A 20,196-nucleotide genomic window follows, 5' to 3' on the forward strand; every position below is an offset into this window, starting at 1 on the left:
CCTGCCAGTAGAAATAAGGTCGAATGATCTCGCGCACGGTGTTGCCGGTTCGTTGCTTGTCCCGCTTGCCGTCCCAGTAGATGGCATCGAAGATGCCTCGCGCGGCCGATGGCGTGATGACCGGATACGAAAAGCGCTCGACCTTCATTTCCGGGCGGGTGAAGCAGGCGAGGTCCCCCCAGACTTCCAGCGTATGGGTGTTCGGCGGCGTGTCTTGTGGTTCGTTGGCCATACCTTTCCTCCTTCACGACATCGATCAGGCAATCATGACGATTTGATTTTCCGGCAATTGTAGCCCCAGGATCTCGTCGTAATACTGGCCGCCCAGATCTTCGAGGACAAACCATTCATCCGACGCGCCGCCGCGCCGGAACTGCGCGGGAATGAGGCAGCCCCAGGCCGGGTGGTCGGGCCTGGGGCGGTAGATGCTGACGGACAGCGCTTGCGCCTTGCGCATCCATTCTCCGTTGATGCCGGAAGCGGCCTGGTCGCGCAGCTGCTCGAATTGCGCAAGGCAGCGCTGCCAGGGCACGACGATCTGGATGGCCTCCTGATCGATGAGCCGATAGCGCTGGGCAATCTCCGGGAAGTCGAGTTCATCGATGGCTTTGGTCAGGTCGCGGTTTTGTTCAACGGGGCGGCTGATGCCATACAGGGCCTGGTAGTAGCACCGGAAGACGTCGGGGTCGTTGATGTCCAGCACGCCGTCGGATTCGCGCAGCAGCGAGAGGGTGACTTCGCTGGCCTGAAAATAGGCAAAGCTGGGGAACATGGATCGGCGCACGCCGGTGTCTGGTGCGGGTTCGAAGACTCGCACCCGCCCGAGTTGGCCGTTCGCGTTCATGCGCCCCTCGCGATTGCAGCGTCCGGCGGCCTGCGCGATGGCTTCGAGCGGGGCCATGGCGCGATACACCAACGGAAAGTCGAGGTCGACGCCGGCTTCGACGCACTGCGTCGAGATCAGCCGGCAGGGCTGCGGGTGTGCGGGGTTCAGGCGCACACGCACCTCGTCCAGCACGGCACGCCGGTGCGCCGTACACAGATTGGTGGAAAGATGGCAAAGGCCTTCCGTGCCCCGCATGGCTTCGAGCAAGGCGTGCGCGTGGCGTTTGAGGTTGAGCACGCACAGGGACTGTGGCGCCGCCTCGTCGCGCAAGGTGGTGGACAGGTCGTCCCAACTCAGGGCTTCGTCCGGCGCGGGCCATACGGCTTGCACACGTTCGAGTTGTTTGAACATTCGGTGGTGCATGGGCACGATCTCGCGCGGCTGCCAGCCGGAAACAGCGTGTCTTCGTACGTCCTTATCGAGCGTATCGAATGCCGGTTGCGTGGCGGTGGCGAAAACGACGCTGCTGTGGTAAGCGTGCGAGAGGCGCGAGAGCGCAGCCAGCGTGGGTACGGCAAGATGCTGCGGCAGGCTTTGCGCTTCGTCGAAGAGAATCACGGCATCGCGCAATTTGTGCAGCTTGCGACAAGTGGAAGGGCGGTTCGCGAACAGCGATTCGAGCAACTGCACGTTGGTGGTGATGACGATCGGCGCATCCCAGTTTTCGGCATGCAGGCGGCGCTGGCGCTCAGCGTCATCCAGTTTGTCGGCCTCGGATTTGGCTTCCCGAATACCAGCCAGGCTGTGGTGTTCGAGGATGAAATCTGCCGGCTTCTCGGCGAAGACCTTACGATATTCGCGTGCCGTTTGCTCGATGATGCTGAGGTAGGGAACGGCGAGGACCACACGTTTGAACTGGTTTTGCCGAGCATGTGCCAGCGCGAACTGCAGCATGGCGAAGGTCTTGCCCGAGCCGGTCGGTGCGGTCAGCGAATATACGCCAGGCCCATCTGTAGATGCCTCGGTGACTGCCTTCCATAGATCAGCACGCACGGCGGTGACTGCATCACTTGATTGCCCTCGACCACGCACTGCCTGGGTCATGAATCTGTCGAGGCTGCGGGCGGCTGCCTCGGCATCCAATGACAACCCTGCGTCGCGATAGCGTTTGCCTTCCGGGCCGCCCTGAAAATGCGCTTCCGTATCCAGATAGTCCGCATCGACCAGGCACGAAAAGAGCATGCGCACATCGAGCATGCGGGCGATGGCGTATCTCATGGCATTGGGTCGAATAGGAAGCGCCACATGTTCTGGGATATTGGGGTCGATTCCATCGGCGTTGGCGCGCGCCAGTAGCCGGGTAATGTCTTGGTCAGACAGACGGATGTGCGGCCCCATGGGTGATGCGCCACTACCAACCGTGCGCATGCGCGAGCTGAGGGCATCGGGGGAGGCGCATTGCAGGCCGATGTGGTGCCCCTCGATCGCCAACGCCGATGCCACTGACCTGAAATGCATCAGTGCCGCGTAGGCACCGGCACTCCAGTGGTCCAGGCCGCTCTCGGTGCCGGCCAATCGTTTCTGGAACAGGTCGCCGTATTTTCCCAGGTCGTGGAGTTTTCCTGCCAGTTCGGCCTCTTGGCGCCATGCCGCATCGCTCGCATGCGCGCCGGCAATGCGCGCCACGGAATCCAGATGCATCGCCAGCCGATGACGTTCCGAGTAGTCATTTTCGCTGTGTGCCCAGTAGGTCATCCTCTTCTCCGTCAGTCAGATCCAAGTGGAATTGTCGAGCACGATAGCGGATGCGGGGCTCACCAAATGAGCTTTTGTCGCACGCGAAAAGTTTTTATGCAACCGCCAAGCCGGCTTGATGAGGTAGCCCGCGAAGCCAGTTGTCGTGATGAACAAGCTGCCGGGGCCTTCGCAGTCAAAATGCATACGCCAAGCGACTCTTTCCAGGGTATATTCTGGCCATCCTTGGGTGTCGCGGCAATCCAAAGCTCAGCCTGTCTCATGTGTGCCAACACTCGGCAATACTAAGCGATGTAAGAGAAAGCGACGCAATGAAAGATGGGATTCGTAAATAACGCGATGTGCAACTTTCAATGAGGGTGTACTGACCTACCGGTTTTCAAAAGCTGGAGCCGGCCATGCCCATCGCAACCTTTCTGGTCGTCGTTTATTGCCATGTTTGCGAAGCCCTGCAAGCGGTCATTCCGGGAGGGAACCGGCGGCCTCGAGGTTTTCCTCCCAAACGGTCGGATGCGGAAGCGCTGACGATGGCGTTCGTCGGCACGACCCTCGGTGACCGCAGCGACAAGCCGTCTGTGAGGACTTCCGCCGGCATGGGGCCGCAGGGTTTCCCCATCTGGGTCGGCACTGGGCCAGCATGCTGGGGGCGTTCAAGGCGCCAGGGCATCTCGTGGACGGATTCCCCGTGCCCGTGTGCCATCCCAAGCGAGTGGGTCGCCAAACCATCTTTCGGGGCGAGGCGGATGGGGGCTTCTGTGCCTCCCAAGAGGAGGATGACTTGGGCTTCCATGGCCTCCTGCTCACCCCGGTGGACGGCATCACCGCGGGCGTGGCACTGACCGCAGCCCGTATCGATGAGCGTGACGCTCTCTTTGACCTGCCGTTGGAGCGTATTCACGGGGCCTGGCTCGGCGACAAGGGGTTCATCCGTCCTGTCCTGACCGAGGATTTGTTCGCCATGAGTATTGACCTCCATCCCCCCTTGCGCAAGAACAGGGCGGACTCGCGCTCGCGCCCCAAACCCCTCGTGGATTTCATCATCTCGGTACACCGCCGTATCGAAACCGTCATCGGACAGGGGGCGGAACGTTTCTCCGCCGAACGTACCGGCGCACGGAAACTCTGGCAGTGGGTGACTCGTATCGACAGGAAAGTCGCCGCCCATCCCTTGTGCGTCCTGATCAATCAGTCCTTGGGACGACCCCTGCTGGATTTCGAAGGCTTGGTTAGGGCGTAAAAGTTGCACATCGCGTCCCCTCACGAACGAATTCCGCGCGACCGGGCGCAGCGCAGCGGGCTTCGAAGAATCCGGCCTACCTGCCGAGCAACGCGAAGAGGCCGTGCAGTGCCCCCATGCCAACGATGAAGGGCAGCCAGGGATTCTTCCAGCGCGTCGCCACCGCCACCACCGCAATCATCGCCAGCAGCTTCGGGTTCAAGGGCGCAATCTGCCCCTGCACCAGCAGCAGGTCGGGCGCGACGATGGCCGCCAGAGCTGCGGCCGGTGCGTAGCGCAGCGCGCGCTGGACGACCGGCGGCAGCGTGACGCGGTTCCCCAGGACGATGAAGCTCGCGCGCGGCAGCGTGGTCGCCAGGCCGATGGCGAGCAGCATCAGCCAAAGCGTCCAGTCGTAGGGCCCGTTCATTGTCCGGCCCTCCGCGCGTGCCAACGTTCGGCCGCGAAGCCGGCCAGGATGCCGGCGACGATACCGACGAAGAGCCCGAGCCGCAGCGGCAGTGCCGACAGCGCGACCGCCGTGCCACCGCCGACCAGCGCCGAGACGAGCATCGGCCGGGCCTTCGTCATCGGGATCATCAGCACCATCAGCGCGATCGTCGCCATGAACTCGAGCGACCAACTTTTCGGAATCTGCCCGGCAAAGCCGATGCCGACCAGCGTGAAGCCCTGCCACAACACCCAGCTCCACAGCGAAGGCGCGAGGAAGTAACCAAGGCGCCAGTCGCGGCTTTCTGTGTGCAGCATCTTGTCGAGCGTCACCGCGAAGACGCCGTCGGTGAGCAGGTGCCCGCAGACCCAGCGCCCCCGGATGCCGACGCCGCGGAATCCCTGCGCAATGGCCGCTGAAAAGATCACGAAGCGCAGGTTGATCGCCAGCGCGACGGCGACCATCAGCCAGACGGGTGCTCCGGCGGCGATCAACGGCAGCGTGCCAAGCTGTGCGGCGCCGGCGAAGACGATGATGTTCATGCCCATCGCCTGCAGGAGCGACAGGCCGACGCTGGTCATCGCGACGCCGGTGACAATGGCCCAGGGCACGAGACCCACCGAGAGCGGCAGAAAAAGGACAAAACCTTCGCGCGCGCCGGCGCGGAAGTCGGGGGAGAAGTGACGTTCGAGCAAGGACACGGGAGCTTGATCCGGAAGGGGGTATCGTAGCAGCGACGCGACGAGTTCAGCGCCCGCGAGGCGCGCCGACCGTCTGCCGTCGGCTCCACGCCACGGTGGCGATGATCGCCAGAGAGAATCCGACCGTTATGGCGTCGATCCGTTCGCCGAGTACCGGCGCGCAGAAGAGCAGCGAGAGGAACGGTTGCAGGAGCTGCACCTGGCTGACCCGCACGGTGCCGCCGATGGCGAGCGCGCGATACCAGGCAAAAAAGCCGAGCCACATCGAGAACAGCGAGACGTAGAGGAAGCCGCCCCAGGCGGCAGGGCGGATTGGCGTTTCGGGCCAGGTCAGCGCTGCGACCGGCAGGGTGAGTGGCAGGGACAGCACGAGCACCCAGGAGATCACGTGTTCGGGCGGCATCGCGGACGAGAGCCGCGCGCCGCTCACGTAGCCGGCTGCGGCCGAGAGTACGGCGAGGAGGAGCAGGCCGTCGGCCCAGCCGACGCCGATCCGGCCGTGGGCCTGAAGACTGCGCAGCAGCGCGAACACGACCACCAGCCCGGTGCCGATGACGGCGGCAATCCAGAAGCCGCGTGACGGACGTTGCCGATGGACGAAGGCCGCGATGGCTGCGGTGGCGAGCGGCAGGATGCCCGAGATGACCGAGGCATGCGTTGCCTCGACATGGCGAACGGCAAGCCCCAGGAAGACCGGCCAGCCGACGACGACGCCGGCGGCGGTAAAGAGCAGGGTCGCCCACTCGCCACCCCGCGGCCGGCGCGCACGCACGACGACCAGCCAGGCGATGGCCAGCAGGCCTGCCAGCGCTGCGCGGCCGAAGGCGACGAAGAGCGGGTGCAGTTGCGGCGCTGCGTCGGAGCCGCTGGCAAGCCGCGTCATCGGGATCGAGAAGGCGAAGATCGAGACGCCGAGCACACCCAGCCAAAGGCCGCGGCGCGCGCTCCGTTGATCCTCGACAACCGTTCCGGACCCGGTCGCGGCGGCGCTCATCGCCGACCGCCGGTCGTGCGTGCCATCATGCGCGTGGTCAGTGTGGCTTCGGACTTCGCCCAGTCGATGAAGGCGATCACCTCGGGCCGCGCCCGCGCCCGTTCGGCGACCACGAGGCAGTAGATGAGGTCTTCGTCGAGCGCGCCACCAAGGATAGGGATCAGCTGCTTGTCGCGCAGCATCTCGGCGACCAGCGCCGTGCGGGCGAGCGCGACGCCCTGGCCGGCCAGCGCAGCCTGGATGATCTGGTCGTGATTGGAAAAGCGCAGCGTGTTCTTTGGCCGCACCGGTTCGACGCCTGCCTGCTCGAACCAGTAGGTCCACCCGAACTGCGGAAAGCGTGCCTCGTACGGCTGTTCCCAGCCGAGCAGGGTGTGCTTCGCCAGGTCGGCCGGCGTCTCTACCGGCAGGCGTGCCAGGAGGGCCGGGCTGGCGACCGGGGAAGTACGCTCGGCGAACAGCATGATCGCTCCTGGGGGTGCCTTGCGGCCGGTCATGCCCCGGAAAGCGACATCGACGCCCTCGGCGTCGATGTCGACCATGCGGTCGGTCGCCATGCAATGCACGTCGATGCTCGGCTGGATGCGCGCGAAGCGGTCGAGGCGCGGAATCAGCCAGAGCGTCGCAAAGGACGCGAAAGTGGTCACCGTGATCGGGCGCGGACCTGAACGCGGCCGCAGTTCCTGCGCCACCGTGTCGATCTCGGCAAGCGCCCGCGCTGCCACGTCGGCCAGGCGCTGCCCGGCCGGCGTCAGGCTCACCTTGCGCGTCGTGCGTACGAAGAGTGGTGTCTCCAGTTCCTCCTCGAGGCTCTGGATCTGGCGCGACAGGGCCGACTGCGTGACGTGCAGTTCGGCGGCGGCGCGCGTGAAGCTGCCGTGGCGGGCCGCCAGAAGGAAGCCGCGCAGGGCGTGCAGGTTGTTCAGAGATTCATTCATTCAATGCATCAATGCCATGAGAATTGAGCGTTTGTCCGGGGGGCTTTGATCGGTCATAGTAAGCACACCCACTACGGAAAGGAGTACATCATGAGCGCAACAGGAACTCTAGGCGGTTTTCGCGTCGCATTCAAGCAGAGTACGGACGCGGCTGTTCCGGCACGCCGGATTGATTCTCCGCGTGCATTGGACTGCGGCCGCTGGATGCGCACGATCAAGGCCGGCGAGGCGATGACCCTGCCGCCTTGGCGGCTCTGGACGGTCGTTTCCGGCCATCTCTGGCTGACCCACCACGACGACTCGCGCGACGTCTTCCCGCGCGCCGGTACAAGTTTCGAGTCGGGCGAATGGAGCGTTGTCGAGGGCTTGAGCGACACCGTCCTGCAACTAGCAACCTGTCGGACTTGACCCAGTCGACTACAGAAAGTGGGGAAGCGGTCCCTATTTCCCCGAATTTCGGCGCCAATCATTCCACTATTGGCTTGAAACTCGTGAAAATCTGTCCTCGCCTCCCACTTTTTTCGCTTCGACTCATCCAGTCCGCCAGGCTGCTAGGCGGGCATAAACCAGCGCTGTCGGTGCTCGCCGACTGCACGCAGTGGATAGCCGTAGAGCCTGCTCAGCGAGTCGCTGCTGATCACCTCGTCGCAGGTGCCCTGCTGCGTCGTTCCATCGCCGAACAACAGCAGGGCGTGCGTGCAGAAACGTGCAGCCAGTCCAGGTTCGTGCAGGACCATCACACAGGCCACTCCCTCGTCGCGAACGAGTGCTGCGAAAAGTTCGAGGGTGGCCATCTGATGATTCAGGTCGAGGTGGGCAAGCGGCTCATCGAGCAGGTAAAGTCGCGGCGCCTGTGCGAGCAACGTGGCGATCGACAGCCTTTGTTGCTCGCCACCGGAAAGTGTCTGCACGTCACGCTGCGCAAGTTCCGAGAGGCCGACCGCGGCTAGAGCCTGACGGGCAATCCGGGCATCCTGGCGGGATTCCCAATCCCAGCGGCCCAGATGCGGGTGGCGTCCGACCAGCGCCGTCTCGAGAACCGTCGAGGAAAACGCTTCGCTACGGGTTTGCGGCAACCAGCCGCGAATGCGTGCGCTGACGCGCGCGCCAAGCCTTGCGTAGCTCGCGCCGTCGAGCAGCACTTCACCGGCGGCCGGCGTTCGCAGACCGGCCAGCACCGACAGCAGCGTCGACTTGCCGGCACCGTTGCGTCCGAGGATGGCCAGGCATTCGCCCGGCTGGACGGTCAAGGCAAGATCACGGCAAAAACTGCGGTCAGCCACGCCGACGCTGAGCGCATGCGCAGAGAGCAGACCTGGGGCCATCTCAGTACCGTCCAGGTGCAGCGCGGGTAAGCAGAAAAAGAAAAACCGGCACGCCGATCAGCGCGGTCAGCACGCCCACCGGCAATTGTTGCGGTGCCAGCAGAGTGCGTGCCAGGGTGTCGGCAATCACCAGCAGACTGCCACCGGCGAGTACCGAGGCGGGCAGGAGCAAGCGCTGATCATTGCCGGCAGCGAGGCGAACAAGGTGCGGCACGATTAGGCCAATGAAGCCGATTGCGCCGGCATGCGTGACCGCGGCAGCCGTGGCCAGCGACGCGACGAGGTAAACGCCGCGGCGCAATGGGCGAACTGCAACCCCCAGCGCCTGGGCCATGTCGGCACCGCGCGCCAGCAGATTGAGCTCACGGGCAAACGGCAACACCACCAGCAGGACGATCAGGAGCAGGATCAGCACCAGTTGCGGATCACCGCTCTGTGACAAATCACCCATCAGCCAGAAGAGCATGCCACGCAGTCGGTCGTCGGGAGCCAGTGCGAGCAGCAGGGTGACCACCGCACCGCAACCGGCAGCGACGATCACACCCGTCAACAGCAGGCGCGACTGCGTCCAGCCCCCTTCACCACGCGCCAGCCCGAACACCAACAGCATGGCGCCGAACGCGCCCCCGAAAGCCAGCCCGTTGATCCCCGCGACACCCAGGCCAAGAACGATCGCCAGCAAGGCGCCGATGCCGGCACCGCCTGAAATGCCGAGCACGTAAGGGTCAGCAAGCGGGTTGCGCAGCAGGACCTGCAGCAAGGCACCCGCCAGCGCCAGCAGGCCACCGCAGGCGAAACCCGTCAACGCCCGCGGCAGGCGCAGGCTGCGCACGACGTCGCCGGCGATGCCATGGCCGTTACCAAACAGGGTCGCCAACACCTCGGCCGGGCCAATCGCAATGCTGCCCACCATCAATGCCAGCACAATGCTGAGCTGCGCCAACCCGGCCAGCACTGCGAGGATCAGCAAGGCACGTCGGCGGGTGGGCATCTGACCTACTTCGGCGCGTAGCGAACACCGACGAAGACATTCGCCCCGGCCGTAGCGTAGTTGTCGGCGGTCTCGTAATCCTTGTCGAAGATATTGTTGGCGCGCACAAACAACACCCAATCCCGCTGCAGGCGGTAATCGGCGTAGAGGTTCACCAGACCGTAGCCTCCGAGACGAATACGGTTGGCGGGGTCCTCGTAACGGTTGCCCAGCAATTGCCACTCGCCACGCAGTTCCCAGTTGCCGAGGCTTCGGCCAAGGTAGCTGCTCATTTGCTGCTCGGCACGGCGGGCCAGACGATTGCCCTTGTTTGGCCCATCCTCCTCGTTCCGCGGATTCAGAAAGTCAAGTGCGACCCCGGCGGCCCACGCCGAGAAACGCCCATCGTAGGTGAGCGTGGCGCCGCGCAGCAGCGCCTTGCTGACATTGACCGGCACGAAGGTGGGTGGCCGGAATTCGATCAGATCCGTCACCTGATTGTGGTAGAAGACTGCCGAAGCGCGATGACCGCCCTGCTCCCAGTTGACCCCGACCTCTGTGTTTTTTGCCGTCTCCGGTTTGAGATTGGGATTGCCGCCGGCGAAACCGAAGAGCGAGGGAAAATACAGCTCGTTGAAGGTCGGCGCGCGAAACGCCGTACCATAGGACAGGTGGGCGCGCCATTGCGGCGAGAATTGATAGCCATAGGCAGCAAAACCCGTAGACTTTCCGCCAAACTGCGAGTTGTCGTCATGGCGCAGGTTGAGCTGCAGCCGATGTTGATCGACATGGCCATTCCAGCCAGCCAGCAAAGATCGGATCGTGCGCTCATTTACCGTGTAATCGGTCGTGCTGGAAACCTTTTGCCGGTTGTATTCGGCAGCCAGGAGCGCTTCGCCGACTGGCAGCTTGATATCGTTTTGCCAGGACGCCAGATCCATCGTGGTCTTGAAAGAACTGTCCCGGAAATTCCCGATATAGTCCTTGCTGTCGTCGGTACTGCGGCCGAGCCGCAAGGTACTGGTCCACGCCTGATGCAGACGGTTGCGCGAGTAGATCGAATAATTGCCGACGTTCTGGTCATTGCTGAAGGGTTGAGCTGCGCCAAGCGCGCCGAAATCATTGCCGTCGTACTGGTTGGTGCCTTTGCTGACCAACAGATTCGCCCCGAGTTCCTGACCCTTGCCCGGACGAACGGCAAAACTGGCGCTCAGGTTCCTGTTGTAATAGCCATCGCGGTCACGGTTGTAGAACAGGTTTTTCTTGTTGTTGATGGCGTTGAAGCCGTCGGTATTCGTATAACCTGCCTGAACGCTGTAGGAAACCTGTTCCGTGCCGCCAGCAATGCCAACGCTGGTATCGGTCGTGTGGTAAGAACCATAGCCGGTGCTGGCGTTCACCTGTACTGACCCCTCGCCCCTGCGGGTGAAGATCTGGATGACGCCACCGATGGCATCGGCCCCGTAGAGCGATGACGCCGGGCCACGCAGAATCTCGATACGTTCGATCTGGTTCAGCGGAATTCGCGACAATGCCGTGCTGCCGCTCGTCGCCGAGCCGATGCGCTGCCCATCGATCAACACGATCGACTGATTGGTGCTGGCGCCACGGAGGAACACGCCGCTATTGGACCCCGCACCGCCGTTGGCGATGTACTGAATTCCCGGTTGCCGTGCCAGGAGTTGCGCCAGTGTCGTCTCCCCGGCCTGGTCGATTTCCTGGCGGGTAATGACCGACACATCACTCGTCAGTTCATTGGTTCGGGTGGCCTGTCGAGTCGCCGTGACGACAATCGGGTCGAGTTGCGGGTCCGCGGCATGCAATGCCGTCGACAACAGTGCAGCGACGGTTGCGGTGAAAGTTGCGGCACAGGCTGCCCGCGGCTGGTTCGGATACATGATGAAACTCCCCCTGTTGCCGACCAGCGTCCCCGCAAGTCGGCTAGCCAATAATGTGGAAAGGCGCGAGGGCAAGGCAGGCATGCGAGCCGAGCGTTGCGTGTCCGCATCCCCGCGACACTTCCGTCGAATGTGGTATGCGAAGGCCGGTATCCGGGCTCGCGAGTCTTGATCTGTCGCCTTCCCAGGCTGTTTGCCCAGTGGCCTTTTGACGGACCCACACTCGCTTACCGTTGCGGGGGCAGCACAGGCATGCTGTTGCGCGTGGTACAGCGCAAACAGGCACCTGTTTCCCGTTTAACCGCTGCAGCGAATCTGCGTGGCGGCACCTTGCACGATCTTTTTTCGCTTTTGAGATCGGCGAAAATGCCGATTATAGCCTGCCCGCAGGGTGCCCAATCGACGCTTGAGTCAGAAACCGCCTGCTGCATCACAAACAAGGTGCAGAAACGCTTCTTACGCCTTGACCAAGCATGCTTTTTGAATCTATAGTCTGCGCCATGCTGAACGAACTCAACGCGCTCGAAATCAAGATTGCTCAGGTGGTTGTGCTGTGCCGCACATTACGAACCGAGAATGAGGTCCTGCGCCAGCAACTCGCGTCGCTTGAAATCGACAAGGAACGCCTTGCCGAACGGATGGCGGCTGCCCGTACGCGGCTTGAACAGCTTGCCGAGCAACTACCCGAAGCCAAGCCCTGAAAACTCTGATCCGATGCCCAACGAAGCCCATTATCTCGACATCGTCCTGCTTGGCAAGGAATACCGGGTCGCCTGCCCAAGTGATCAACAGGCTTCGCTACTCAATGCCGCAGCCTATGTTGATGGGAAAATGCGCGATATCGCCAAGAAGACCAGGAGCAACCTTCCCGAGCGTATTGCCGTCATGGCTGCGCTCAACATCGCTCACGAGCACCTCGGTCTCAATCAGGAGAGACCGGAGCAGCATCAGAAAATTGAATCTGAAATAGGACTGGACATCGACGCGCTTAGAGGTAGAATCTTTTCCATGGAGGCAGAGCTTGATCAGGTGTTGAAATCGCAGTAGGACGGTTTTCCTGCTCCGCTCTCCAAGAGAGTTCCCTGCGGTGTTGTCAGGTCATAGATTCCTTGAACCAATGCTAAATGGCATTGGTCGCAGACCATAGAAACCGCTGTTGTGTGCGCCCCTAGTCGGACGTACCTGATGCGGAAGGGAAGTGACCTATCTGAACCCAGGTTCAGGATGCCGGCCTGACGGCATCCGCAGGGACAAAAGCGCGGAACCTCTGGTTTCGCGCTTTTTTGTGCCCAGTTTTTTTGTACGCCTGTTTCCGGCCAGACGTCGGTTCCTGATGTACCCGGAAGGCAACACGCCGCTATCAGTCCTTCGCGGGAAGACCGTTCGTATCCGCCTGCGAGTGATTGGCATAGGTCGGCCAGTCGGGAAGGTACTCGTCGGCCTGACTGCCCCAGGTGCTCCAGCCCTCCCGGGAGCCACGGGCGAACATCTCCAGGAAAGGGCCGGGCGAGCAGGATTCGATCAGCGCGTAGGCTTCGTCCGGTTTGCGGGAATGCTCGCGCTTGCGGCTCTTGATGATGTTGACCTGGCGTCGGCCGGGAGCCAGCGTGCGCGCATCCTTCCCTCTGACACCGAACAGGATCAATTCGGTCGTATTGCGGAAGTAGAAACCGACGCCGCGCCCGTCCGGGCCACCATCCTTGCGGATCTTGTGCCATACCAGGTTGCTCTTGTAGGTGAAGCCCCAGGCGGCGAGGACGCGCAAGCCTTCCGGCAACAGCGCGTTCGGCACCCACAGATAGAGGTGTGCGGTACTTTCGACGATCCCGGCCACGGGCAGCGCCAGAATGTCGTCCAGCGTCATCGTTGCGTAGCGGTTCAGGCGCTTGTGCTCCGGTGCCATCTTGCCGGTTCGGTTCTGAAACTGCCATGGCGGATCTGCGAGCACGGTGCGGAACTTCCGGTTGCCAACACGTTGCAGCAGGTCGGAGCCCACTGCGGAGAAATGGTCGGTCATCTGTTTCAATCGTGAATGCGAAGGAACGGGTCGATACTGCGTCAGGGATCTGGCAAACACAGTGAACGCTCCTGCCTATCGTTGCCGGGCACGATGATACCTGCACTGGCAACGACAAGCGATGGTCCTTGATTGGCTGATCGGGATACCATCCGGTATTTGGTGAAAGGAAGCAGATGCTCAGGCGAGAGCTTGCCTATTTCTTCGGTGCGCTGCGCTTTTTTACGCGCCTGCCAGTCCCGGCCTGGGTAGGGCACAGCAGCGAGGCACTCGACCGGACGACGCGATATTTTCCGGCGGTGGGTCTGCTCGTCGGCGCCATCGCCGCACTGGTTTTTGTCCTGACGTCTTTCTTCCTGCCGATGACGCTGGCGGTGCTGGCGGCAATGGCCAGTTCGCTCTACCTGACGGGCGCGTTTCACGAAGATGGCTGGAGCGACATGGTCGACGGTTTCGGCGGCGGCTGGGAGAAGGCACAGATCCTGGCGATCATGAAGGACTCGCGAATCGGCAGTTTCGGTGCGATCGCGCTGGTCATGCTGCTGCTCGCCCGCTTCTGCGCGCTGATCGAGTTCGAGTGGCGGGAGGTTCCCCTGGCCCTGCTGGCTGGCCACACCCTGTCCCGCTTCGCTGCGACGACCCTGTTGCGCGGCCTCGACTATGTACGCGACGAGGGGAAAGCGAAGCCACTGGCCACCCGCATTGGCTGGGGCGAACTCGGCATTGCCGGACTCACCGCCCTGCTGCCACTATTGCTTCTGCCGCCGCTCGAAGCGTTGCTCGGCGGGATATTTGCTGCCCTGGCGACGCTATGGCTGGCACGCCTGTTCCGGCGGCAGATCGGTGGCTATACCGGCGATTGCCTCGGTGCCACCCAACAATGCTCGGAACTTGCTTTTTATTGTGGGCTGCTGTGCAGCTTTTCCTGATCCGCCATCCACCACCACGGCTTGCCGCTGGCGTCTGCTACGGCCAGCTCGATGTCGATTCAGAGGACCCGCAGCCGACCGCTCGGCGTCTGCGTGCGCTGTTGCCGGCCACTACGCCGGTCATTGCCAGCCCCTTGCGGCGTGCACGCACCCTCGCCGAAGCCTTGCATCCACAACCGGTGTTCGACGAGCGACTGTTGGAAATCAGCTTTGGCGAATGGGAGGGCGTCGCCTGGGAGCAGATCGATCGCCGGCTACTCGATGCCTGGGCTGCCGATGTGCTGCACTTCGTCACGCCCGGCGGCGAATCGGTGGCGATGCTGCAAGCGCGTGCGCTTGACTGCGTCCGCAGTCTACGCGGCAACCCTGTCGCCCTCGTCACCCACGCCGGGGTCATCCGCGCCCTGCTCGGGCACTGGCTGCACTTGCCAATTGACGAGTGGAGCCGGCTGCGGCTCGATTTCGGCAGCCTCACCCTGATCGAGATCGACGCCAGCAGGGATGACCTGCAGCAGACATGGCCAGGCCAGCCGCGTGCGCCGGCGATCCTGCATTACCTCAACCGATGACTCCCTCCGCAGGGCTTTGCCCGGCCATGCGCGGTTCACGCGACGCTGGAGTTTCCGGAGATTCTTTCGATGCCGCCAAGATAAGGACGCAGCACTTCCGGAACACTGATGCTGCCATCGGGATTCTGGAAGTTTTCCATGACCGCCACCAGCGTGCGCCCGACGGCAAGACCGGAGCCATTGAGGGTGTGCACCAGTTCGATTCTGTTGCGCTCGTTGCGATAACGCGCCTGCATGCGTCTGGCCTGGAATGTCTCGAAGTTGGAGCATGACGAGATTTCGCGGTAGGCCCGTTGTGCCGGCAGCCAGACCTCCAGATCATAGGTTTTTGCTGACGAGAAACCCATGTCTCCGGTACAGAGCGTCACTCGCCGGTAAGGCAGGTCGAGCATTTCGAGGATCCGCTCGGCGTGTCCGGTGAGTTCCTCATGCGCCGTCAGCGAATCGCCTGCGGCGACGATCTGCACCAGTTCAACCTTGTCGAACTGGTGTTGGCGGATCATGCCGCGCGTATCGCGACCGTAGGAACCGGCTTCTGAACGAAAACACGGGGTATGGCAAACGAGTTTGAGTGGCAGTTCATCGGCAGTGACAATCGCGTTACGAACGATGTTGGTGACCGGCACTTCCGCTGTCGGGATCAGATACAGGGGCTCCGCTTCGGCGCGCAGGATCTTGAATAAATCCTCCTCGAACTTTGGCAACTGTCCGGTACCGGTCAAGCTGGCAGCGTTGACCAGGTAAGGCGCGTAGACTTCAGTATAGCCATGCTGAGTCACGTGCGTATCGAGCATGAACTGGGCGAGCCCGCGGTGCAGACGAGCAAGTGCTCCCCTCAGCAGCGAAAAGCGCGTGCCAGCGATTTTCGCTGCGGTGGCGAAATCGAGCTGGCCAAGTGTCTCGCCGAGATCGACATGATCCTTGACCGCAAAGTCGAAGCTGCGCGGTTTCCCCCAGCGCTTGAGCTCGACGTTGTCGGCGTCGGAACGGCCAACCGGCACGCTGTCCTGCGGCAGATTGGGAAGCACGGCGAGGAAGGCGTCGAGTTCCTTCAGCAAATCGGCGAGGCGGACTTCATTGGCTTCGAGCTCGTCTTTGAGTGCCGCCACCTGCGCCACCACTGCGGTGGCATCTTCGCCTCGTCCCTTGAGCAGGCCGACCTGCTTCGAGAGACTGTTGCGGCTCGCTTGTAGCTCCTGCGTGCGTGTCTGCAGGGACTTGCGCTGGCTTTCGAGCCCCTGGAAGGCCGAACGGTCGAGCGTGAAACCACGCGTCGCCAGTCGTTCGGCAACCCCCTCGATGTTGTTGCGCAGCAGTTGAATGTCGAGCATGGTCAATCCTCATGTGGGCGGTCGCGCAGCGACTCGCGAATCTGTCCGCTTCCCCGGCTGAGCACGGCGGCGCAGGCGGACTTAATGTGAAAGTCGCCTATGCGACTCACGAACCTCCCCTCCCCCCTCGCGGGGGAGGGGTTGGGGGAGAGGGAAACGGTCATGACTTTCATGATCTGGGGCGCCTGGAAAAGTCATGACCGTTAGTCCTGCTTCTGTCTTGCCTGGCGATCAAGTTCGCGCAAATGCGCGAGCTTTTCGCCAATCCGGATCTCGAGGCCGCGCGCGACCGGTCGATACCACTCGACCGCCGGCATGCCCTCGGGGAAATACGCCTCGCCGGCAGCGTAGGCGTCCGCCTCGTCGTGCGCGTAGCGATAGTCTTTTCCGTAACCCAGGTTCTTCATCAGGCGTGTCGGCGCGTTGCGCAGATGCACCGGCACCGGCCGCGAGCCATCACCGCAGATGAAGCGGCGCGCGGCATTATACGCGAGGTAAGCGGCATTCGACTTGGCCGCCATGGCCAGATAGAGCACCGCTTCGGCCAGGGCCAGTTCGCCTTCGGGAGAACCCAGACGTTCGAAGGTCTCGGCAGCATCGAGCGCGATGCGCGCCGCGCGTGGATCGGCAAGCCCAATGTCTTCCCAGGCCATGCGCACGATGCGACGTGCCAGATAGCGTGGATCGGCGCCACCGTCGAGCATCCGGCAGAACCAGTACAGCGCGGCATCCGGAGACGATCCGCGAACCGCCTTGTGCAGCGCCGAGATCTGGTCATAAAAGGCATCGCCGCCCTTGTCAAAGCGACGCAGGTTTTGCGCCAGCGTGCGGTCGATGAAGGCACCATCGATGCTGCTGGTCTGGACGGTTCGGGTAGCCGTGTCGATCTGTTCGACCAGGTTGAGCAGGCGCCGCGCATCACCATCGGCGAGACCGATCAGGCGTGCGCACGCGTCATCATCGAAAGACAGCCTGGGCAAGACCTGCCGGCGCGCACGCGCCAGGAGCTGTCCCATCTCGTCGGCCGTGAGCGGATGCAGGACGTAAACCGAAGCGCGTGAAAGCAGCGCCGAATTGACCTCAAACGACGGGTTTTCGGTCGTCGCGCCGACAAAGGTCAGCAGCCCGCGTTCAACATAGGGCAAAAAGGCATCCTGCTGTGCCTTGTTGAAGCGATGCACTTCGTCAACAAAAAGGATCGTCCGCCGTCCGCTGCGCGCGCGCGTGATTTCAGCACGTACCACCGCTTCACGGATCTCCTTGACCCCCGCAAAGACCGCCGAGATGGCGATGAAGTCGGCAGCAAAGGCCTCTGCCATGAGGCGCGCCAGCGTCGTTTTGCCGACTCCTGGCGGCCCCCAGAGGATCATGCTGTGCAACTGGCCGGACTGGAAAGCCATGGCCAGCGGCTTACCGGGACCGAGCAGATGCGCCTGCCCGATAACCTCGGACAGAACCTTCGGTCGCAGGCGCTCGGCCAGCGGGGCGCCTGCATGATCATCGGTTGAAAAGTCGTCCATACCCTTCTCTCATCACGACCATTACGTGGCACCGTGACATTTCACACGGTGCCGCGGGCTGCTCGCCGCTATCTTCTGCCCATTACTGCAGCATTTCTTGAAAGAAACCGCAATGACTCCCGAGAAGCCTCGCAGCAGACTTGACAGGCGCCAGCACGACTATGGGCGGCCTGATCATCTTCCCGACCGGCGCCACATTCCGGATCGTCGCCTCCCGGAACTCAGCGAAGTATTCGACATGACATTCGAGGAGTTTCAGTTGCTCCTGGCCCGAACCGGCCAGCCGATTTCCAGTATCTCGTCGGTTGAAGCCCCCTGAGCCGGTCGTCCTGTCCGGAACGGCGCGGGCTGGCGCCACGAAGTCGTCGTGCAGCTAGGAAGCAGGCTTGCCTGCGTCAAGAACGGACTGTTCAAGTTCGGTGAAGGCTGCCGCGATGTAGTTGCTCAAACGCTGGAGATTCGGCAGTTCATCGGTGGCGATCAAACCAAAATACAGTTGCCCGGCATAGCTGAACAGTGTGATGTTAAGCAGGTTGCCGGCCGGCAGAGTGCTGATCGGATGCAGTTCCTCCAGGCGCGCGCCCTTGAGATACAGATACTCGGCAGGACCGGGCACGTTCGAAACCAGCATATTGCCTGTCGGCGGCAAATGGTTGCTGAGCTTCAGCATTTCTGCAAGTTGTCCGACGACACCGGTGATCAGCGTATAGGATTCGATCGCCTCGGGTTCGACGCTGTCGATCATGGTGCGTACATTACGCAACGAAAAACCGATGTTGCGCAAACGAATATAGGGATCGTCGGTCGGCGGTGACAGCTCGACCTGGATGATGCCGATCTTGTTACCGGCGCGCTGATCACCTTCCTTGCGCAGGTTGACCGGCATCTGAATCGTGATCGGCCTTTGCAGGTCGACGCCCTCTTCACGCAGATAGCGGTGCAAAGCACCGTCCAGGCAGGTCAAGGCGACATGATTCAAGGTCGAGCGGGTTCTGGTACGAATCAGGCTGACCCTTTCCATACTCACGCGGGTGGTTGCAAACTGACGGCCAGCCGTCACCTGCCCGGTCAGCGGCGTATTGCCATCGGCCACAAACGGCAGCGAAATGGCATTCTTCGTGAGCTTGACACTTTCCAGCAGCAACATTGCAGCAAGACGTCCAATCCCCAGAACATGCCTGCTGGCACCTGCAAGATCGCCAAGCAGTGACCTGGCCATCTTCTCCTTGAGTCGTGATCTCAGCCCAGCGATGTGCGGGACGGACCAGAGCGGCTTGAGTTGGAGATCGTCGGCGGTCGGGGACAGCGAATTGACGGCCCAGCGCATCATGGTCACGCCGTCCGCACTGGCGTGATGGATCTTGACGTAGAGGGCGAAGCGGGCTTCGCTCAGACCATCGATGACATGCACCTCCCACAAGGGCCGCGAGCGGTCGAGCATCGGCTGATGCAGGTCCGATACCAGCCGGTACAATTCCTCCCGGCCATTCTTGCCGCGCGGCAACTGATGATAGAACAGATGCTCGGTGAGCTCGACCGCTGCGCACTCCTGCCAGCTCGGCATGGCCGTCAGCGAAAAACGAATGATCCGGTTGAACGGCGGCTGGATATCGGTAAAGGTGAGATACTCCCGGAACAGATCGGCGGCAAAGCTGGTCTTCGCGCGAGGCGGTCGTTTGCAGATCATCAGACCGCCCACGTGCTTCGGGCTTTCCTTTGACTCGGCGATGAAGAAAGCCACATCCAGCAAGGAGAGTTTGGTCATCGAGGTTTCCTTCGCCCTTCATTGATTTTCCTGCACACTCACGGCCATCCATCGCCGCGACAACGGCAAACCTTGCGGTGTCCCTGGTCCCGGCGCGCCAAGCATACATCATCAAGGGACGGCCGTTCCAGAGCGAAGCATGCCCGAGTGCGAACGAAAGTGTTGGACGGGGAGTCTTGGTTTTAAGCCGCTCTGCGTAGAGGCTCCGCCCAGCGCTTTTCCCAATAGGTTTCCCACAGTTGGTGATGTCGCATGACACGCCGGTTGATCATGGCTTGAGCCCTGTCCGCACGCCACCAAGCCCCTGGGCGTTTGAGGCGGGCCTGTACGAGGTAGCGATGAGAACTCTCGACCTCGCCAGAGCCGACGGGCAGATCGAGCGCCAGTGCGCGAGGGGAGTCTAACAGTCATGACTTTTCCGAGCACCCCCGATCATGAAAGTCATAACCGTTTCCCTCTCCCCCGACCCCTCCCCCGCAAGTGGGGAGCAACTGTGTTCCCGGTCAAGCATTTTTAGAGACATTTTGATGTTCTGGATTCCACGGAATACCCGATTTGACGATGGCGTTCATAATCGTCAGCATCTTGTGCATGCAAGCGACCAAGGCGACCTTTTTGAGCTTCCCGTTGGCCAGCAGCCGTTCATAGAAGGTCTTGATCACCGGGTTGTACCGTATGGCACTCAGCGCCGCCATGTATAAAGTGGTACGTACTGTCGCGCGACCACCCCAGGTGATGCGCTTGCCCTTGTGGCGACCGCTGTCCGCGTTCAAGGGGGCCACCCCCACCAACTTGCCAATCTGCGCATGGGTGAGTTGCCCCAACTCAGGCAAGGCGCCCATCAGAGCCGCTTGCATGCAGGGCCCGACTCCTTTGAAATCTTTGAACAACGCGAGTTTCTCGGCAAAATGCTCCTTCAGCATGCCATCGATGTTCTTGTCAATCACCGCCATCTGCCGATCGAGCATCTTGAGTACAAGCTTGATGCTTT

The 20,196-nt window shown here is 62.1% G+C and carries 20 protein-coding genes and 1 riboswitch; of the genes, 6 read left to right on the plus strand and 14 right to left on the minus strand.

What is annotated here, in order from left to right; all coding sequences use genetic code 11:
• Nucleotides 1-232, minus strand: a 232-nt coding sequence (cas5, locus tag V5B39_RS17260) for a CRISPR-associated protein Cas5 (protein ID WP_332344105.1), incomplete at its 3' end; no start/stop codon positions are given.
• 24 nt (nt 233-256) lie between these two features.
• Nucleotides 257-2,581 carry a CRISPR-associated endonuclease Cas3'' gene (locus tag V5B39_RS17265; RefSeq protein ID WP_332344106.1) on the minus strand — a complete coding sequence of 775 codons (2,325 nt, stop codon included), beginning with the start codon at nt 2,579-2,581 and terminating at the stop codon, nt 257-259.
• 637 nt (nt 2,582-3,218) lie between these two features.
• On the opposite strand from V5B39_RS17265, the gene V5B39_RS17270 reads away from it, so the two are divergent.
• The gene (locus V5B39_RS17270) at nt 3,219-3,818 is read left to right on the plus strand and encodes a transposase (RefSeq protein ID WP_332344107.1); all 600 of its coding nucleotides are present in this window, start codon (nt 3,219-3,221) and stop codon (nt 3,816-3,818) included.
• A gap of 76 nt (nt 3,819-3,894) precedes the next feature.
• Here the strand turns inward: V5B39_RS17270 and V5B39_RS17275 are convergent, their stop codons facing one another.
• The 4 genes from V5B39_RS17275 to V5B39_RS17290 are packed head-to-tail and all read right to left on the minus strand — an operon-like array spanning nt 3,895 to nt 6,881.
• A complete protein-coding gene (locus V5B39_RS17275) occupies nt 3,895-4,227 on the minus strand; it encodes an AzlD domain-containing protein (RefSeq protein WP_332344108.1) in 333 nt (110 codons plus the stop codon).
• On the minus strand, nt 4,224-4,949 hold the full coding sequence (locus V5B39_RS17280; RefSeq protein WP_332344109.1) for an AzlC family ABC transporter permease: 726 nt from the start codon (nt 4,947-4,949) through the stop codon (nt 4,224-4,226). The genes V5B39_RS17275 and V5B39_RS17280 overlap by 4 nt, the downstream gene beginning before the upstream one ends.
• A gap of 46 nt (nt 4,950-4,995) precedes the next feature.
• Entirely contained in the window at nt 4,996-5,943 is a 948-nt protein-coding gene (locus tag V5B39_RS17285; protein ID WP_332344110.1) for a DMT family transporter, read from the minus strand.
• Entirely contained in the window at nt 5,940-6,881 is a 942-nt protein-coding gene (locus V5B39_RS17290; protein ID WP_332344111.1) for a LysR substrate-binding domain-containing protein, read from the minus strand. The genes V5B39_RS17285 and V5B39_RS17290 overlap by 4 nt, the downstream gene beginning before the upstream one ends.
• Before the next feature lie 90 nt (nt 6,882-6,971).
• Between V5B39_RS17290 and V5B39_RS17295 the strand changes: the two genes are divergently transcribed.
• Nucleotides 6,972-7,289 carry a hypothetical protein gene (locus V5B39_RS17295; RefSeq protein WP_332344112.1) on the plus strand — a complete coding sequence of 106 codons (318 nt, stop codon included), beginning with the start codon at nt 6,972-6,974 and terminating at the stop codon, nt 7,287-7,289.
• Between the two features lie 143 nt (nt 7,290-7,432).
• Here V5B39_RS17295 and V5B39_RS17300 read toward each other — a convergent pair whose 3' ends face one another.
• From V5B39_RS17300 to V5B39_RS17310, 3 genes are read right to left on the minus strand one after another with little or no spacing between them, the layout of a single operon-like run.
• Nucleotides 7,433-8,206: an ABC transporter ATP-binding protein gene (locus tag V5B39_RS17300; RefSeq protein ID WP_332344113.1), complete on the minus strand. Its 774-nt coding sequence runs from the start codon at nt 8,204-8,206 to the stop codon at nt 7,433-7,435.
• A 1-nt stretch (nt 8,207) separates the two neighbouring features.
• Nucleotides 8,208-9,197: a FecCD family ABC transporter permease gene (locus V5B39_RS17305; RefSeq protein ID WP_332344114.1), complete on the minus strand. Its 990-nt coding sequence runs from the start codon at nt 9,195-9,197 to the stop codon at nt 8,208-8,210.
• 5 nt (nt 9,198-9,202) lie between these two features.
• The gene (locus tag V5B39_RS17310; RefSeq protein WP_332344115.1) at nt 9,203-11,074 is read right to left on the minus strand and encodes a TonB-dependent receptor domain-containing protein; all 1,872 of its coding nucleotides are present in this window, start codon (nt 11,072-11,074) and stop codon (nt 9,203-9,205) included.
• Between the two features lie 127 nt (nt 11,075-11,201).
• A riboswitch (cobalamin riboswitch) is annotated at nt 11,202-11,422 on the minus strand.
• A 125-nt stretch (nt 11,423-11,547) separates the two neighbouring features.
• Here V5B39_RS17310 and V5B39_RS17315 point away from each other — a divergent pair.
• On the plus strand, nt 11,548-11,775 hold the full coding sequence (locus tag V5B39_RS17315; protein WP_332344116.1) for a hypothetical protein: 228 nt from the start codon (nt 11,548-11,550) through the stop codon (nt 11,773-11,775).
• Between the two features lie 13 nt (nt 11,776-11,788).
• Entirely contained in the window at nt 11,789-12,121 is a 333-nt protein-coding gene (locus V5B39_RS17320) for a cell division protein ZapA (protein ID WP_332344117.1), read from the plus strand.
• A 313-nt stretch (nt 12,122-12,434) separates the two neighbouring features.
• On the opposite strand, the gene V5B39_RS17325 is transcribed toward V5B39_RS17320, so the two are convergent.
• On the minus strand, nt 12,435-13,091 hold the full coding sequence (locus V5B39_RS17325) for an MT-A70 family methyltransferase (protein WP_332344118.1): 657 nt from the start codon (nt 13,089-13,091) through the stop codon (nt 12,435-12,437).
• Nucleotides 13,092-13,267: 176 nt separating this feature from the next.
• Here V5B39_RS17325 and V5B39_RS17330 point away from each other — a divergent pair, with 176 nt between their 5' ends.
• Both V5B39_RS17330 and cobC read left to right on the plus strand, forming a co-directional pair.
• Nucleotides 13,268-14,020: an adenosylcobinamide-GDP ribazoletransferase gene (locus tag V5B39_RS17330; protein WP_332344119.1), complete on the plus strand. Its 753-nt coding sequence runs from the start codon at nt 13,268-13,270 to the stop codon at nt 14,018-14,020.
• A complete protein-coding gene (cobC, locus tag V5B39_RS17335) occupies nt 14,005-14,589 on the plus strand; it encodes an alpha-ribazole phosphatase family protein (RefSeq protein ID WP_332344120.1) in 585 nt (194 codons plus the stop codon). The genes V5B39_RS17330 and cobC overlap by 16 nt, the downstream gene beginning before the upstream one ends.
• Before the next feature lie 35 nt (nt 14,590-14,624).
• Here the strand turns inward: cobC and serS are convergent, their stop codons facing one another.
• The 4 genes from serS to V5B39_RS17355 form a co-directional block, all read right to left on the minus strand.
• Nucleotides 14,625-15,920, minus strand: a complete 1,296-nt coding sequence (serS, locus tag V5B39_RS17340; RefSeq protein ID WP_332344121.1) for a serine--tRNA ligase — start codon at nt 15,918-15,920, stop codon at nt 14,625-14,627.
• Between the two features lie 203 nt (nt 15,921-16,123).
• The gene (locus V5B39_RS17345) at nt 16,124-17,440 is read right to left on the minus strand and encodes a replication-associated recombination protein A (protein WP_332344122.1); all 1,317 of its coding nucleotides are present in this window, start codon (nt 17,438-17,440) and stop codon (nt 16,124-16,126) included.
• A 373-nt stretch (nt 17,441-17,813) separates the two neighbouring features.
• Complete coding sequence (locus V5B39_RS17350) at nt 17,814-19,205, minus strand: wax ester/triacylglycerol synthase family O-acyltransferase (RefSeq protein ID WP_332344123.1); 1,392 nt, start codon at nt 19,203-19,205, stop codon at nt 17,814-17,816.
• 503 nt (nt 19,206-19,708) lie between these two features.
• On the minus strand, nt 19,709-20,196 hold a 488-nt coding region (locus tag V5B39_RS17355; RefSeq protein WP_332344124.1), incomplete at its 5' end, for a transposase.

The organism is Accumulibacter sp. (genome assembly GCF_036625275.1).
In the GTDB taxonomy this organism is placed as follows: domain Bacteria; phylum Pseudomonadota; class Gammaproteobacteria; order Burkholderiales; family Rhodocyclaceae; genus Accumulibacter.